This window comes from Acinetobacter pittii, from assembly GCF_034067285.1.
Lineage (GTDB): Bacteria > Pseudomonadota > Gammaproteobacteria > Pseudomonadales > Moraxellaceae > Acinetobacter > Acinetobacter pittii_E.
In genome coordinates, this window is sequence record NZ_CP139286.1 from 1,170,209 (window position 1) to 1,186,732 (window position 16,524).

Consider the following 16,524-nt stretch of genomic DNA (forward strand, 5'->3'; position numbering starts at 1 on the left):
CATTAAGATGGGCATGTCATTATGCTTAAAAACAAATTGCTCAAAGGTCTAAATAACTTTGAGCAAAAGCAAAGTTGAAGTTATGTCACAACCCCTATTTAAAAAAGTTGCATTTATTGGTTTAGGACTCATTGGGTCGAGTTTAGCTCGCGTTATTATTACCGAAAAGTTGGCGACAACTATCGTGGCATCTACACGCTCGCAGAAAACTTTAGAAGATGCAAAGTCACTTGGCTTAATACAAGAAGGATTTTCCGATCCTATTAAAGCCGTGGAAGGGGCCGATTTAGTTGTTTTAGCCTTGCCAGTGCGTGCGACGCAAAAAGTACTTGAGCAAATTAAGCCTTATTTGTCAGAAACCACGATCGTAACTGATGTGGGAAGTACAAAAGGCAATGTGGTTGATGCAGCAAAAGCTGTATTTGGTGAAGAGTTACCAGCAGGTTTTGTACCGGGACATCCTATTGCAGGGAGTGAACATACTGGTGTTCATGCGGGCAAGGTTGATCTATTTGCAAATCACAAAGTCATTTTAACGCCGTTACCAACAAGTGCAGAATGGGCAGTTGAGAAACTGATTCAACTTTGGTCAGCAGCCAAAGCTGAAGTCATTTGTATGGATGTTGCCAAGCATGATGAAGTTTTGGCGCATACCAGTCATTTACCGCACTTGATGGCATTTAATTTGGTCGAGCAACTTGCAAACCGTGAAGATAATCTTGATATTTTCCGTTATGCAGCCGGTGGTTTTCGTGATTTTTCGCGTATTGCTGCCAGTGATCCTCAAATGTGGCATGACATTTTCTTTGCCAATAAAACAGCGATATTAAATGCTGTTGATGGCTTCGAAAAACAACTTACCGTACTTAGAAAATTGATTGAAAACGAAGATTCTCATGCATTAATGGGTTTACTCGGCCATGCTCAGGCAGCACGTCAGCATTTCAATCATATGTTAGCCAAAAAACCTTTAATGGAGAAAAATAAGGTGACACAGCAATTCAGTATCTTACCGGGAAATAAGACCTTTAAAGGTAAATTTACCGTACCGGGTGACAAATCTGTGTCACATCGCTCCATTATGTTTGGTGCTATTGCCGAAGGCACTACCCATGTAACTGGCTTCCTTGAAGGCGAAGATGCTTTGGCAACTTTGCAGGCTTTCCGTGATATGGGTGTAAGCATTGAAGGCCCTAAAAATGGTGAAGTGACCATCCATGGCGTGGGCATGCATGGCTTAAAAGCACCGGCAAGTGCATTGTATATGGGTAACTCTGGAACGAGCATGCGTTTGCTTTCAGGCATGTTGTCTGCGCAAAAGTTTGATTCAGTGATGACGGGTGATGCATCGCTTTCTAAACGTCCAATGGAGCGTATTGCTAAGCCATTGCGTTTAATGGGTGCGCAAATTCAAACAACAGGTGAAAAAGGTACACCACCTGTCAGCATTACGGGTAGTCAGCAATTAAAAGGCATTCAATACGACTTACCAATGGCCTCTGCTCAAGTGAAGTCGGGTATTTTACTTGCTGGTTTGTGGGCTGAAGGTGAAACTTCGGTAACTGAGCCAGAGCCAACTCGTGACCATACAGAGCGTATGCTTCGTGCATTTGGTTATGATGTTAAAACCGAAGGCAACAAGATTTCACTTGTTGGTGGTGGAAAATTAGTAGGTACTGATATTCAGGTTCCATCTGATATTTCATCTGCTGCTTTCTTTATGGTGGGTGCTGCAATTACTGAAGGATCCGATGTTGTTTTGGAAGCGGTAGGTATTAACCCTACACGTACTGGTGTAATTGAAATTTTAAAACAGATGGGTGCCGACCTCACTGTTGAAAATGAACGTATTGCTGGTGGTGAGCCTATTGCAGACATTCATATTAAAGGTTCACGCACGCTTAAAGGTATTCATATGCCTGAAGACCAAGTGCCTTTAGCAATTGATGAATTCCCAGCTTTATTTATTGCAGCAGCTTGTGCCGAAGGCCAAACGGTATTGACTGGTGCAGCAGAGCTTCGTGTGAAAGAATCTGACCGTATTCAAGTTATGGCAAATGGCTTAAAAATTATGGGCATTAATTGTACGCCAACTGAAGATGGCATCATTATCGAAGGTAAAGGCAAATCTGGCGATTGGTCACCAATTTTTGCTGGTGGTGAAATCGAATCGCACCATGACCACCGTATTGCTATGAGTTTTAGTATGGCTGGTCTTCGTACTTCTGGTCCGATTACAATTCACGGTACTGAAACTGTTGCTACAAGCTTCCCAACTTTCACTGAGTTGGCGAATCGTGCAGGCTTAACAATCGAAGTTAGCCAATAACTTTTGACCTAACACATTTTATAATTGCTAACACAATAGCAACGGCAGCAGCGGGCTAAAGGCTTGGCTGCTGTTTGTTTATTGCTTATGCTAAGCGCAGATAATGATAAAAGTGTTAGGACAAAGGATGAAAAAATTACAATTTATTGCCAGTTGCCCACAACATGGGGTGCTTGATCATCCACCAAATGAATGCCATATCACACAAGAATATGTAGCGGCTTTACTATTTAAACAATTGGGACATTATGGCTTTGATGCACAACATATTGTGCATGAACATGAAAAAGTAGAAGTCAGTATTGATAATCATCTTTTACCCTTATCTATTACTTGCCAAAAAACAGATCATGAAGGGCATTTGATGTGTGAAATCTCTGCCAATCCTGATGAAGAACAAGACTGGTTTGAAAAGATTGAAACGCAAAGCATTATTCGCCAGCTTGCACAGGCCGTGGAAAATAGTCTGAAAGCTGATCAGAGTTTTTCAGCATTTGAATGGAAAAACTAAGTCTAAGACTGTTAAGACTTATTTATGAAGTACGGCTTTTTAAAAAGTCGTACTCTTTAGATTAAAGATAAAAATACAAAATCTTTCCCGAAATCTCTACCTATCTTTAATGCATTGTGTATATTGAAATTATTAAGATATTTACATAATTAGAGTGTGGTTTTCATGACACAAGTTGATATTGCAACATTATCTCCTCAAGTGGTTTGGCAGCATTTTCAAACGCTTTGCACTATTCCGCGCCCATCAAAGCATGAGCAGCAACTTCGTAAATTTTTACAGAAATGGGCACAAAGTCGGAATTTAGAAACTTATGTAGATGAGGTCGGTAATTTAATTATCCGTAAGGATGCGACTGCGGGTAAAGAACATGTAGCTGGAGTCATTCTCCAAGGCCATTTAGATATGGTCACGCAGGCTAACACTGGCACAGTACACGACTTTTTTAAAGATCCGATTCGCCCAGTTCTTGAGGATGGGTGGTTAGTGGCCAAAGACACTACTTTAGGTGCTGATAATGGCATTGGGGTCGCTTTAGCTTTGGCAGTTTTAGACTCAAATGATATTGCTCATGGGCCAATTGAAGTTCTTTTAACTGTTGATGAAGAAGCAGGGATGAGTGGTGCACGGCTTTTACAGGCAGGTGTGCTAAAAGGAAAATGGTTATTTAATATTGATACAGAAGAGTGGGGCGAGTTATATCTTGGATGTGCAGGCAGTATTGATGTTGAAGTCGAACAAGCACTTACGTATGAACCAATTCCTGAAAATTTGACGGTTGTAAATATTCAAGTTGCTGGTCTTAAAGGTGGTCACTCTGGTGTAGATATTCATTTAGGACGCGGCAATGCCAACGTTATTTTAGCCCGTTTTTTAAATGAGTATTTAGCAAAGCTTGGTGGACACCTTGTTGAGTTTACAGGTGGTACTGCTCGTAATGCTTTACCTCGCGAAGCTATAGCAACCATTGCAATTTCATCTAACCAATTGCCTGAATTAGAAAAATTACTCGCTGAATATCAAACGATATGGAAAGACCAATTAAAGGGTATTGATGATAATTTGCAATTAACTATTCAACCTACTAGCGTTGAAACGAATCAAGTGATTACTCAACAACAGCAAAACGAATGGTTGCAAGCTTTGGCAACAAGTCCATACGGTGTTGCAAGTATGAGTCAAGCTCTACCGGACGTAGTTGAAACCTCAAATAATATTGGGGTTGTGAAATTAAATCGCGAAGGTGGAAAAGCTGTCTTAATGGTTCGCTCAATGGTGAATCAAGAAGCTCAAGATTTTGCAGAAAAAATTCAGGCACATTTTAGTCAATTTAATATCAGTTCTACACTTACACCGTTAGTGTCGGGTTGGACACCAAATCCAGATTCGGCTGCTCTAAAGTGCTTACAACACGCATATCAAAAGACTTTTAATATTGAACCAAATCTTAAAGTAATTCATGCAGGCTTGGAATGTGGGATTATTGCTGAACACTATCCAGACTTACAAATGGTATCGTTTGGACCAGATATTCAGGGCGCTCATGCGCCAGGTGAACGAGTTAAAGTAGACACTGTAGAGAAATGCTGGAAGTTGTTGGTAACAGCTTTAGCATCTGTAGAGTAATTTTTTTAGAAATAAGAAGCTCAGTCATGAGCTTCTTCAACTTTAACTTTTACTCGACTTTTAAAAGTTGTCCAGCTTCATTTAAAGTAAATTCATCAAAATCATTCGCTAAATAAAAATGACCTTTATAAAATTGGCGAATTTCTTCGGTAATAGCTTGCTGTCCAATTTTATCCTGATGCCTAGGACTAAAATGTGTCAGAATTAAATTACTTAAAGATTGCTGTTCCGCAAACTCAGCGACCATTTTTGCTGAGCTATGCATTGGTCCTTTACCAACTTTATCCAAAACCGTTTGTAAATAAGTCGATTCATGAATGAGTAATTGAGCATCTTTGCAAGCATCTGCTAATAGTTCAGGTTGATCATTATCACCACCTATAACTGCGTGGATTTGCTGATTCTGAACTTTGATAAAGTCTTTCGATTTTAAAATTCGTCCTTCAAACTCAACATCGTAACCTCGTTTTAAATGCCCCCAGATATCGCCTTTGGGTACACCAAGTTGAGTTAAAGTTTGGATATCTAACTTCTTCTGTGTAGATTTTATATAAACGCTAAAGGCAAAACTTGGGACACGATGGCTAAGAGGATGGGCCTGAACAATAAACTCATCAGAGATCTGCTGAGACTGTATTGCCTCATTAACATCAATAAAATTGATGGGATAGGGCAAATATAAATCTGTAAGTTGGGCTGTAATTTCAAACCATTGCTGTATCTCTTTCGGTGCAATCACGGTTAATGGTTTGGTACGAGCATTCATGCCTGCACTTGCCAATAAGCCAACTAGACCGTAACAATGGTCCCCGTGAACATGTGTAATACAAATGGCTATTAGGTTTTGTAAGGATAGTCTAGCTTGTTGAAGGCGGTGCTGTGTACCTTCACCAGCATCAATTAAAATCCAGTCCTTATTTCTGCTGTTACGAACCGCTAATCCTGAAACATTACGTGTCAGAGTGGGTACACCTGAAGATGTGCCTAAAAAAGTAAAATGAAGCATATTGTTGGAATTTTTTAGTCAAATGCGTAAAGTTATTATAGACACTTATTAAAATTTTATAAGAATCAGGATAAAAGATAGCGACCAAGTAAAAAATATTTAGCCCGTTTCGGATTAATTTGGAATAATTTTTAATAATGAAGCTGCCTATAAAATGATGGACATAGGCTCAATCCATGCCCATCAAGTTATCGTTTATTTCATAATAATAAAGCGTGTAATGATTTGACGAAGCTGTTTTAAATAACCTGTAAAAAAGTGGTTGGCGCCCGGTAATATTGTAATTGGATGCTTCTGCGGTTTTGCCCATTCAATCGCATCTGAAAGTAAGGTAATGTCATCTTGCTCACCATGTATGAGTAGAATATCACCTTGAATTTCAGGAGTTTTATAGTGACGTAAACCTACTACAGTAGCCGTTGGTAAACCGCATAAAATTAACTGTACAGGTCGTAATTCAGGTTCAAGCTGTGCAAAGCATTTTGCTAAAACATGTGAACCGAAACTAAAACCACCTGCATAAAATGGCAAGCCTTCATGAAGCTTACGGACATGTTCAATTACAGCTAAGATATCTTCGGTTTCACCATGACCTTCATCATGAATACCTTCACTACCGCCTAAACCACGGAAACTCGGACGATATACAATACAGCCATATTCATTAAAGATTTGGGTTAAAAGAGCAGGGACTTTATGTTGAGGAGTTCCACCTTGCAATGGGTGCGGATGGCAAACAACCGCAAAGCCTTTGATTTCACCTTCAGGGCGGTCTACAAAAAGTTCAATTTTACCTACTGGACCCTGAATGAAAATTTGCTCAGACATATAAGAATCGATAAATAACAATACGTATTCCTATTTTACCGATAGTCGTCATTGAAAACACGAGTTAGCATTAAAAAATATCTACTGTTATAGTTGGCATTAATAATAATTTTTTCAGGTTGTCTATGCTTGCTTTAATTTCTCCTGCAAAAACTTTAGATTATGAAACAGCGTTACCTACAGATGAGTTTACTCAGCCTCGCTTGTTAGAACATTCAGCACAATTAATTGATGTTAGCCGTAAACTTTCCGCTTCTGAAATTGCGAGCTTAATGAATGTCAGTGAAAAAATTGCCACACTAAATGCAGACCGATTTAGAGATTGGAAGCCCGAGTTTGATTTTTCAAATGCTCGTCAGGCGATTTATGCATTTAAGGGTGATGTTTATACTGGATTAGATGCTTACCACTTAAAAGACAAAGATATTGATTTTGCACAGCACCATTTACGTATGTTATCGGGCTTGTATGGTTTGTTGCGTCCTTTGGATTTAATGATGCCATATCGTCTTGAGATGGGTACTAAATTAAAAAATACTCGTGGTCATAATTTGTATGAATTCTGGGGTGATATTATTACTAACCAGATTAATGAAGATTTGGCCGCAATTAAATCTGAATTGTTGGTAAATCTAGCTTCAGATGAATATTACAAATCGGTTAATGAGAAAAAAATTAAGGCTGAAATTGTGAAGCCTGTTTTTCTTGACCAGAAAAATGGCAAATATAAAGTCATTAGTTTCTATGCGAAAAAAGCGCGCGGTTTAATGGCTCGTTTTATTATTGAAAATCAATTAAATAAAGCTGATGACATGAAAGCATTTAATACCGAAGGTTACTACTTTGATGCTGAGAATTCATCAGCAAAAGAGTTGGTGTTTAAACGTGATGAGCAACAGGCTTAGTCTTACTCAACGTAAACTCTCGCAAGCGATAACTATCGTGAGGTGGCATGGATGCCACCGTTTCGCTGTATCACATGGATGTAATATCAGCGAAACAAAAGATTTTTGTTACTTTTCATCTTTGAAAAGTAAAATGCCTATACAAGTTGCATGGGCGTTATAACGACAATTAAAGGCTGTGTTATTGCAAGAAATAAATTATTTAAAGAAGTAACCTGTTTCTGGCGAGCTTGCATTTGCCATGCGCTTACGTGGCATACGACCAGCTAAAAATGCCTCACGTCCTGCTTCAACAGCTTTTTTCATTGCAGAAGCCATCAAAATAGGATTTTGAGCAGCTGCAATAGCAGTATTCATGAGTACGCCATCACAACCGAGTTCCATTGCAATAGCAGCGTCACTTGCTGTACCAACCCCTGCATCTACCAAAACTGGCACTTTTGCATTTTCTTTAATAATTGAAATGGTATGTGGATTTAAAATGCCCAAACCCGAGCCAATCAGACTTCCTAAAGGCATAATCGCAACACAACCCATACTTTCGAGTTCTTGCGCAATGATAGGGTCATCCGAGGTATAAACCATAATCTCAAAACCGTCATCAATTAAAGTACGTGCTGCTTTTAAAGTTTCGGTCACATTTGGATATAAGGTTTTCTCATCGCCTAAAACTTCAAGTTTTACTAGATTATGACCATCCAGTAACTCACGCGCTAACATACAAGTCCGTACCGCGCTGTCAGCATCAAAACAACCTGCAGTATTTGGTAGGATTGTATATTTTTCTGGCGGAATAACTGAGAGTAAGTTTGGTTGATCCGGATTTTGTCCAATATTCACACGGCGGATTGCGACGGTTACGATTTCTGCACCACTGGCTTGAATAGCTAAATCCGTTTCATTTAAGTCTTTATATTTGCCAGTTCCGACCAATAAACGAGATTGAAAAGAACGTGAACCAATAATGAGAGGGGTGTCTTGCATGGATAACTCCGACTTAGCCGCCGCCAACAGCGTGAATAATTTCGATACGGTCATGTTGAGCAATAGAAATTTGCTCTAATTTGCTTTTAGAAACGATTTGCTGATTGTGTTCTACAGCAAAGCGTTTTCCTTCAAGTGCCAGTTCCTGAATGAGTTGCAACAGGTTTTGACAAGGCGTGTCCGTTAATTCGCCATTTAAATAAATTTGCATGATCACATTCCGATTATTTTGCGTATTTGAAAGCATTCCAAGCCAAGACCAGCCATCCAGCAATCATTAAGGCTCCACCGATTGGTGTAATTGCACCTAATATTCGTGGTAAACCTAGCGCCATGATATAAAGCGAACCACAAAAAAATAGAATACCAATCTGGATAAACAAGAAAGATAACTTGATTGGGAAATGAGGAAGAACCTTACTTAAAATACCAAGCGCCAATAGACCCAGTGCATGATAAAAAAAGTAGTCGGTTGCAGTCTGCCACCAAGCAAGTTGCTCGGGACCCGCATGAGCTTTAAGACCATGTGCTCCAAAAGCACCCAACATGACTGCAAAGGCAAGATTAAGGGCTGAAATGGCAATCCACATAACAAAAAACGCAACTGAATAATGAAAGGCAACGTTAACATAGATTGGGTTGGCTAAACATAGCCAGATAAAACAAAAGGGCGAATCGCCCTTTTATTTTTTCATTTATTTTAGCTTGCTGACATAGCAGTTTTAATCTTTTCCATCGCATTTTTTTCAAGCTGACGGATACGCTCTGCAGAAACATTATATTCAGCCGCTAACTCATGAAGAGTAGATTTGTCATCATCTAACCAGCGGCGTTGCAAAATATTACGTGAACGGTCATCTAACTGGTCCATTGCATCATGCAAGGCTGAAGTACTTTGCTCTTCCCAGTCTTCGTTTTCGACTAAACGAGCAGGGTCATAGCGGTTATCTTCAAGATACAACGCAGGAGCAGTATGTGGGGTGTCGTCATCGTCGTCGCCTTGTGCCTCAAAAGCAGCATCATAGGCAGTTAAACGACCTTCCATTTCCAGTACTTGCTCTGGTGTTACATTTAAGTCATTAGCAATCGATTGAGCTTCTTCGAGGGTAAGTTTTTTACTCGATTTTTTTAGACTACGTAAATTGAAAAATAATTTACGCTGAGCTTTTGTCGTTGCAATTTTGACAATACGCCAGTTGCGAATAACGTATTCATGAATTTCTGCCTTAATCCAATGGACGGCAAAAGATACTAAACGTACACCCATGTTTGGGTCGAAACGTTTCACGGCTTTCATTAAGCCTAAATTACCTTCTTGAATAAGGTCGCCTTGTGGTAGGCCATAACCTGCATAGCTGCGCGCAATATGAACGACAAAGCGTAAATGCGACATTACCAGCATTTTTGCGGCATCAAGATCTTGGTCATAATAATAACGCTCAGCAAGTTCTTTTTCTTGCTCGGCCGTTAAAATAGGAATCTGATTGACAGTACTGATATATGCACCAAGGTTTACACCGGGCGCAGACAATGACAGGGGCATCAATTGATTGCTGCTGTCACTCATGAGTTCTCCTTATAGGATCGAATGGGATAACCAATAAATTCATCTTAATTTGAATCAGCTTCATAATTAAGGAAAATTGGGTAGAGAAATGTAAAATTTTATGCAATTTCTAATCTTTTAGTTTAGCAAAGAATTATTGAGTTTCAATTAAATAGTGAAATTCTCTCTCTGATACGTGTGTAGTTTGACACATAAAATGATGCAAACCACAGTAACGAGTTACATCAATTTCGCTATGAGGATCTGACGATTTTAATAAAAATTGTTGTTTGCCTGGCGCTTTTTTAAGTTCACGTTTTAGCATTAACAATGGCATCGGGCAGGGCTGCCCAAGGGCATTAATTTCAATGGGTGCTGTATTAGAAGAAGTATTGCTCATTCATCATCAAAACAACTAAAAAAAATATTCTAACAAATTTTTAGTAAATACAGCATATTTTATGGAACAAGATAGGGGGAATTTCTATAAAAAATATTGTAATAAGCTGTTTAAAAAAAGAACTAAAAATAGGGGAAATAATTGAAAAAAATTCTATTAATTGTCATAAACCCGTGTTAAGCTCGAACCGTTTTAGGATTTACCACACAATCAAATTGATTTAATAACCCTATAACAAATGGATGTAACCGGAAATTGTTGATAGTTTTACAGAATGATTACAAGCTTTAAGATTATAAATATTTTAAAACCTTGTTTGCTCTGCTGTTTGCAACACCGGAAGGTCCTTTTTTCAACATCTGAGGATTGACTTATGACAGCTCGTGAACAAGGCGTAGTAAAGTGGTTTAATGACACTAAAGGCTTTGGTTTTATTCAACGTAACGGCGGTGACGATGTATTCGTTCATTTCCGTGCGATCGTAGGTGACGGTCACCGTTCTTTACGTGACGGCCAACGTGTAGAATTTAGCGTAGTTCAAGGCCAAAAAGGTTTTCAAGCTGAAAACGTTCAGCCTTTAGACTAAGACTAATTCATCTTTTTGATGAATGATGGACGCTCCAATTTTTGAATTGGGGCGTTTTTGTTTATAATGATCTTCTCATTCGAGAGATTGTTTGTTAGAGCACGTATTTATGACATCTGGTTTTGAAACCTTGAATTTACATCCGCAACTTAAAAAGGCGATTGATGCTTTAGGGTTTACTCAAATGACCCCAATTCAGCAAAAGGTTTTAAAATATACATTAGCCGGGCATGATGCAATTGGGCGAGCACAGACAGGAACTGGTAAAACAGCTGCCTTTCTGATTAGTGTAATTAATGATTTACTCAATAATCCGGTTCAAGAGCAGCGTTTCCGTGGTGAGCCACGTGCCTTAATTTTGGCACCCACTCGTGAATTGGCGTTGCAAATTGAAAGTGATGCAAAGCTACTCACAAAATTCTCAGATTTGCACCTTGTAACATTATTAGGTGGTGTAGATTTTGATAAGCAAAAGAAACAGCTAGATGCTAATTTTGTCGATATCATGGTCGCTACACCTGGGCGTCTAATTGATTTTGTAGAACAAAAAGAAGTTTGGCTCGATCAAATTGAATTTTTAGTGATTGATGAAGCTGACCGTTTACTGGACATGGGTTTTATTCCTTCTGTAAAACGTATTGTCCGTTACTCTCCGCGTAAGGAACAACGTCAAACGCTGATGTTCTCTGCGACGTTTAGTTATGATGTTTTGAATTTGGCAAGACAATGGTTGTTTGAACCCATCACTGTTGAAATTGAGCCTGAGCAAAAAACGAATAACGATGTAGAGCAACGAGTGTATGTCGTGGCTAAACAAGATAAATATCGTTTATTACAAGATATTTTGCGTGAAGAGCCGATCGATAAAGTCATGATTTTTGCTAATCGACGTGATCAGGTGCGCCGTCTTTATGATCATTTAAAGAAAGATGGATATAGAGTCGGTATGCTTTCAGGTGAGATTGCTCAGGATAAACGTTTAAAAATGCTAGAGCAATTTAAGCAAGGTAAACATAATATTATGATTGCGACGGATGTTGCTGGTCGTGGTATTCATGTAGATGGCGTATCACATGTCATTAACTTTACTTTGCCTGAGCAGTCTGATGATTATGTACACCGTATTGGTCGTACAGGTCGCGCTGGGTCACAAGGTGTAAGTATTAGTTTTCTTTCAGAAGATGATGCCTTTTATTTACCCGAAATTGAAAAAGCAATTGGTAAGAAATTACCACTGACCAGATTAGATGGTTACTGCTAATTAAAAAAATCCCAATCATTTGATTGGGATTTTTTTAATTAATTAATTTTACAATAGAAAGTAAGCGTTGTTTGATAGTCATCATCTTTTGCTAAAGATGCATTTTTACCAGTCAATGTACCAATAACACCTGCCGCAGCTTCAACCATTTGACCAGTTTTTTCACTTACAACATCTTTTAATACACCGTTGTAGGTTGTTTTTTCATCCACAACCACTGGTGAAGTGCTTTTTGAGCAAGTTTTTTGGGCTGCTGTAATTGCATTGTTTTTTGCAATTAAATTGGTTTTGCCAATACCTGTAACTTCAAACTGATTATTTTCTTTCTGAACTGCTAGAGTATTTTTAGGAGTAGTTGCACAAGCACCAAGTAATAAAACGACACCGCTCATTGCGCTCGCTAAAATTATTTTTTTCATAATTCACCTAAAGTTAATCGCTAAAAGATATTGCCATTTGAACACAGGTTTTCTAATTGATTTTGAATACGTTGTATGAGTTTTGATGTTTTGTATTAAAAAATGTCAAAGTGTGAGTTCGCTAATTTTATAAGCTAGATTCAATGGTGGATTAACGGTAGATTATGCTAATCTATTTTGAATTTTTGAGTTAGATCAATATTAATGACGGATTCAGCAATACAAATAATTCACCAAAATATTCATCAGCGTCAGTCTATTGGCCAATTAGTTGAGCCAGCTCCAAATACAGAGCAATTAGAGTTAGCTTTCCAAGCAGCTTTGACAGCTCCAGATCATCATAGACTTAAGCCAACACGTTTTGTGGTAGTTTCGGGCGAACAACGTGCTGCTTTTGGAGAAGTGCTAACAAAGGCTTTGGCAGATTTGGGTGAAACTGATCCCGCTCAACTCGAACGAGTTAAACAACATCCTTTTCGCGCCCCGCTACTCATTTTGGCGCTTACACAATTACAAGATCATCCAAAAGTACCGCATTTTGAACAAATCTTAAGTACAGGGGCCGCAGTACAAAATCTTTTGTTATCTTTGCAAGCTCAAGGTTTTTCGACCATGTGGCGTAGTGGTGCAGTTGTTGAATCAAATTGGTTAAAACAGCATTTAGGCCTGCAAGCCCGTGATTTAATTTCAGGTATTATTTACGTCGGTACGGCAGCTAAAGTAATTGCACCCCGTGCAGATATTGAAAGTAAAGAATTTGTAAAAGTTTGGCAGGCTTAAAAGTCTGTAAAAGTAAGAAATAGGATAATAAAAGATGGCTGAATTTAAGTTTACAGATTTGGTAGAACCTGTTGCGGTTGATAAAAAAACCGCTTTACGTATTACCGTTCTAGGGGGAGGGAGCTTCGGAACGGCTATGGCAAATTTAGCTGCACGTAACGGTTGCGATACCATGATCTGGATTCGTGATGCCGAAACAGCTGAGGAAATTAATAAAACCCACATTAATAAACGTTATTTGCCGGACTTTACTTTAGAGTCATCATTACGTGCCGTGTCTGATCTTGAGCAAGCCGTGTGTGACCGAGATATTATTTTGGTCGCAATTCCAAGTCACTCATTCCGTGATGTCTTAAAACAAATTGCTCCATATATTACTGCACAAGCGGTTGTTTCTTTAACTAAGGGTATTGAAGCTAAAACTTTCAGCTTCATGAGTGATATTATTCGTGAAGAATTGCCGGAAGTACCTTATGGTGTGCTATCAGGTCCAAACCTTGCAAAAGAAATTATGGCAGGTATGCCGTCGGGTACCGTTATTGCTAGTGATTCGGAATTAGTTCGTTATGCTGTGCAACATGCTCTGCATAGTGCTCTATTCCGTGTTTTTGGTAGTGATGATGTACATGGTGTGGAATTAGGTGGTGCGCTTAAAAATATTTATGCGGTTGCAATGGGAATTGGCGCAGCTTACAAAATTGGTGAAAACACCAAGAGTATGATTTTAACCCGTGCTCTGGCCGAGATGAGTCGTTTTGCAGTAAAACAAGGTGCAAATCCACTTACATTCTTGGGGTTGTCAGGTGTGGGAGATTTATTCGCGACTTGTAATAGTCCTTTAAGCCGTAATTATCAGATTGGCTATGCTTTAGGTTCGGGTAAAACACTTGATCAAGCCAGTAAAGAGTTGGGCCAGACAGCAGAAGGCATCAATACAATCGTTCAGGTGCGTGGTAAAGCAGAAGAACTAGATGTTTATATGCCTATTACCAACGCTCTATATGAAGTTATTTTTGAAGGGGCACCTCCTTTAAATATTGCATTATCTCTTATGAAAAACGGACATCGTAGTGATGTAGAATTTGTTTTGCCTCATCACGAAGTCTGAAGAAGAAATGTCATAAATTGTGGTTATAATGCAAGAATTATTAACAAGGAAAATTTATGCAACTGACATTGGTTCGCCATGGGGAAGCCGCTCCACCTGTAAATGGTAACGACACTAAACGCCCTCTTACTGCTCGTGGACACGCTCAAGCTGAACAGACAGCAACATTTTTAAAAGATATTGTTAAGCCTGACATTTTTGTAGTTAGTCCTTTACTACGTGCTCAAGAAACATTGGCACATATTCAAGCGTATTTTAAAGATGTGCCTGTGCTGTTATGCGATAAAATTAAGCCAGATGATAATGCGAAAGAAGCAATTGAGTGGTTATCTCAGGTTCCTTATGAGTCAATTGTAGTGGTGTGTCATATGAATGTAGTAGGACATATTGCTGAACTGCTGACTCATGAAAGCTTTAATCCATTTGCATTGGCTGAAGCCCGAATTTATGATCAGGCTGTGATTGCAACTGGTTTATCAACACAAAAAAATAGTTTTATACCCACAATATAATTAAAAAAGGTTATTTCGCCCATTATGCTGTATTTATGGATGCCTGAAACCAATGGAATATGGCATTGGTCTAACGGAGAAAACTGGTTACAGGCTGCAAGTCTGGATCAATTAATACAAGACCTACAATTGCATCAAGGAAAAGAGGCTGTCGTCTTTTTTCCTAGCCGTCATGCTCAGGTATTCCAGCAACAAATAGCAAAGTCTCATTACAAACAACTCGGAGCAGATGGTGTTAAATATTTGCTTGAAGAGTTTGTAACTTTGCCGATTGATCACATGAAAGTGGTTCATCATTTTCATGCTGATCAATTAACAATATTGGGCGTCGCAAAAACTACTGTGGAAACATGGCAACATGCGATGAATTTGTTGCCAATCAAGCTCGTTGCTTTATTACCAGACTTTTTGATTTTGCCGGAACCTCAAGATCAACAAGTTATTCTGTGTAATATTGATCAAAAATTATTGGTACGCGAAAGCAAGTGGGTGGGTAATTCACTGGATGATTTGGGATTGTTTTTGGAGTTCCAGCCAGTTGAAACACATTATCAATATAGTGGGCTGACTGTAGAACAGTTAGAAAGCTTAGAAGCAGCTTCTAGTGTTGAGCAGCGTTCAGAATTTTTTTATGAGTTTCAGGGCTTAGATAAACCTAAACAACATCCTTTTAATGTTTTACCAAAAGCCAAAGGGCAAGAGCAGACGGTTTCTGGGTACTGGAAAGCATGTGCGGTTATTGTTTTAGCAATAATTGTGGTTCAGTTTAGCTATGATTTGTTGCGTTGGGTGAAATTAAGAAATGTAGCAAATCAAACAGCTGAGCAGACAATTGAGCAATATAAATATTGGTTTGGTCCTTCTAGTCGTGTAAATGAACAAAATATAAAAAGCCAATTTGAAAGTCATTTAAGAATGAGTAAACAGGGTGATACACAAGCACTCTCTCTGTTGAGCCGTGTTGGACCTATTTTAATGCAAAGACAAATTTTAGCTCAGCAGTTAAATTATGATGCTTCTACACTAATCATGGCCTTAAAAGCAAAATCGGGAGATGATTTGCAAGCTTTAACACAGCAGCTTAATCAGCAAGGCTTCAAGGCAGAGTTAGGTAATATTCAAGCCGATGGTGGTGGGGCAATTGGGGTGGTGAAAATACAATAATGAAAATGTTAGCTCAATTGCAAAACCGGTTTGATCAGTGGATTGAACAAATCAATCAATATTTAGACCGTTTAACTGTCCGTGAACGTATCATGGTGGTCTTTACTACAATTTTTGTTGTAGTGGCTATTATTGGAGCTTCACTTTGGAAAATGCATTCCTTAGCAGAACAACAGCAACAGCGCCTAAATGATTTAAAAGATTTGATGGTGTGGATGCAAAGTAATGCAGTCACGATGAAACCTGCGAGTGAGCTTGAGTTGGGTCAAGCAGAAAAAATACAACGTGTAGCTCAACAACAAGGGTTAACTGTCACTTCTCAACAAAATGGTGAGCAGTTACAAATTATTGTTACTCATCAGAATTACGCAATTTTAGCGAACTTTTTAACCCAACTGGCGCAAATGGGCTTAAGTATTGAAAAAATGGAAATGGTTTCAAGTGAAGGTCAGATTAAATTAACAGCGACGGTTCAATAACATATTAAAATATGCTGGTCTTAAGCATGGTGTTTTGTGCTCCCTGTGCCTATAATATGCCTACCTAAAATCAGTAGATT

The 16,524-nt window shown here is 38.8% G+C and carries 19 protein-coding genes; 11 read left to right on the forward strand and 8 right to left on the reverse strand.

What is annotated here, in order from left to right; genetic code table 11:
- Positions 1-82 precede the first annotated feature (82 nt).
- The 3 genes from aroA (at position 83) to pepD (ending at position 4,466) form a co-directional block, all read left to right on the forward strand.
- The gene (gene aroA, locus SOI81_RS05480; protein WP_239975113.1) at positions 83-2,329 is read left to right on the forward strand and encodes a bifunctional prephenate dehydrogenase/3-phosphoshikimate 1-carboxyvinyltransferase; all 2,247 of its coding nucleotides are present in this window, start codon (positions 83-85) and stop codon (positions 2,327-2,329) included.
- Between the two features lie 127 nt (positions 2,330-2,456).
- On the forward strand, positions 2,457-2,840 hold the full coding sequence (locus SOI81_RS05485; RefSeq protein ID WP_016140494.1) for a hypothetical protein: 384 nt from the start codon (positions 2,457-2,459) through the stop codon (positions 2,838-2,840).
- 165 nt (positions 2,841-3,005) lie between these two features.
- Positions 3,006-4,466, forward strand: a complete 1,461-nt coding sequence (gene pepD, locus SOI81_RS05490; RefSeq protein ID WP_239975114.1) for an aminoacyl-histidine dipeptidase — start codon at positions 3,006-3,008, stop codon at positions 4,464-4,466.
- 49 nt (positions 4,467-4,515) lie between these two features.
- Here the strand turns inward: pepD and rnz are convergent, their stop codons facing one another.
- Both rnz and SOI81_RS05500 read right to left on the reverse strand, forming a co-directional pair.
- The gene (gene rnz / locus SOI81_RS05495) at positions 4,516-5,472 is read right to left on the reverse strand and encodes a ribonuclease Z (protein WP_239975115.1); all 957 of its coding nucleotides are present in this window, start codon (positions 5,470-5,472) and stop codon (positions 4,516-4,518) included.
- 195 nt (positions 5,473-5,667) lie between these two features.
- Positions 5,668-6,300 (reverse strand): alpha/beta hydrolase, encoded by a 633-nt coding sequence (locus tag SOI81_RS05500; RefSeq protein ID WP_125697704.1) that lies wholly within the window; start codon positions 6,298-6,300, stop codon positions 5,668-5,670.
- A gap of 125 nt (positions 6,301-6,425) precedes the next feature.
- Between SOI81_RS05500 and yaaA the strand changes: the two genes are divergently transcribed.
- Complete coding sequence (gene yaaA, locus SOI81_RS05505; RefSeq protein ID WP_239975116.1) at positions 6,426-7,205, forward strand: peroxide stress protein YaaA; 780 nt, start codon at positions 6,426-6,428, stop codon at positions 7,203-7,205.
- A gap of 198 nt (positions 7,206-7,403) precedes the next feature.
- Here the strand turns inward: yaaA and thiG are convergent, their stop codons facing one another.
- The 5 genes from thiG to SOI81_RS05530 form a co-directional block, all read right to left on the reverse strand.
- A complete protein-coding gene (gene thiG / locus SOI81_RS05510) occupies positions 7,404-8,189 on the reverse strand; it encodes a thiazole synthase (protein WP_001154366.1) in 786 nt (261 codons plus the stop codon).
- A 13-nt stretch (positions 8,190-8,202) separates the two neighbouring features.
- Positions 8,203-8,400: a sulfur carrier protein ThiS gene (gene thiS, locus SOI81_RS05515; protein ID WP_174748960.1), complete on the reverse strand. Its 198-nt coding sequence runs from the start codon at positions 8,398-8,400 to the stop codon at positions 8,203-8,205.
- Between the two features lie 13 nt (positions 8,401-8,413).
- Positions 8,414-8,779: a DUF423 domain-containing protein gene (locus SOI81_RS05520; RefSeq protein ID WP_063099210.1), complete on the reverse strand. Its 366-nt coding sequence runs from the start codon at positions 8,777-8,779 to the stop codon at positions 8,414-8,416.
- A 110-nt stretch (positions 8,780-8,889) separates the two neighbouring features.
- A complete protein-coding gene (gene rpoH, locus SOI81_RS05525; RefSeq protein WP_002115267.1) occupies positions 8,890-9,756 on the reverse strand; it encodes an RNA polymerase sigma factor RpoH in 867 nt (288 codons plus the stop codon).
- Between the two features lie 133 nt (positions 9,757-9,889).
- On the reverse strand, positions 9,890-10,135 hold the full coding sequence (locus SOI81_RS05530) for a sulfurtransferase TusA family protein (protein ID WP_345791149.1): 246 nt from the start codon (positions 10,133-10,135) through the stop codon (positions 9,890-9,892).
- Between the two features lie 373 nt (positions 10,136-10,508).
- Between SOI81_RS05530 and cspG the strand changes: the two genes are divergently transcribed.
- Positions 10,509-10,721, forward strand: a complete 213-nt coding sequence (cspG, locus tag SOI81_RS05540; RefSeq protein WP_000126912.1) for a cold-shock protein — start codon at positions 10,509-10,511, stop codon at positions 10,719-10,721.
- Positions 10,722-10,830: 109 nt separating this feature from the next.
- Positions 10,831-11,982: an ATP-dependent RNA helicase RhlB gene (gene rhlB / locus SOI81_RS05545; protein ID WP_016140502.1), complete on the forward strand. Its 1,152-nt coding sequence runs from the start codon at positions 10,831-10,833 to the stop codon at positions 11,980-11,982.
- Between the two features lie 38 nt (positions 11,983-12,020).
- Here rhlB and SOI81_RS05550 read toward each other — a convergent pair whose 3' ends face one another.
- Entirely contained in the window at positions 12,021-12,401 is a 381-nt protein-coding gene (locus SOI81_RS05550; protein WP_016140503.1) for a hypothetical protein, read from the reverse strand.
- A gap of 204 nt (positions 12,402-12,605) precedes the next feature.
- On the opposite strand from SOI81_RS05550, the gene SOI81_RS05555 reads away from it, so the two are divergent.
- Genes SOI81_RS05555 through gspM form a run of 5 tightly spaced genes read left to right on the forward strand, consistent with a single transcriptional unit; the run spans position 12,606 to position 16,444 of the window.
- Positions 12,606-13,181 (forward strand): nitroreductase, encoded by a 576-nt coding sequence (locus tag SOI81_RS05555; RefSeq protein ID WP_125697714.1) that lies wholly within the window; start codon positions 12,606-12,608, stop codon positions 13,179-13,181.
- A gap of 34 nt (positions 13,182-13,215) precedes the next feature.
- Positions 13,216-14,289 carry an NAD(P)H-dependent glycerol-3-phosphate dehydrogenase gene (gpsA, locus tag SOI81_RS05560; protein ID WP_016140505.1) on the forward strand — a complete coding sequence of 358 codons (1,074 nt, stop codon included), beginning with the start codon at positions 13,216-13,218 and terminating at the stop codon, positions 14,287-14,289.
- 56 nt (positions 14,290-14,345) lie between these two features.
- The gene (locus SOI81_RS05565; protein WP_016140506.1) at positions 14,346-14,801 is read left to right on the forward strand and encodes a SixA phosphatase family protein; all 456 of its coding nucleotides are present in this window, start codon (positions 14,346-14,348) and stop codon (positions 14,799-14,801) included.
- A 24-nt stretch (positions 14,802-14,825) separates the two neighbouring features.
- On the forward strand, positions 14,826-15,965 hold the full coding sequence (gspL, locus tag SOI81_RS05570; RefSeq protein WP_320541351.1) for a type II secretion system protein GspL: 1,140 nt from the start codon (positions 14,826-14,828) through the stop codon (positions 15,963-15,965).
- Positions 15,965-16,444, forward strand: a complete 480-nt coding sequence (gene gspM / locus SOI81_RS05575; protein ID WP_016140508.1) for a type II secretion system protein GspM — start codon at positions 15,965-15,967, stop codon at positions 16,442-16,444. The genes gspL and gspM overlap by 1 nt, the downstream gene beginning before the upstream one ends.
- Positions 16,445-16,524 lie beyond the last annotated feature (80 nt).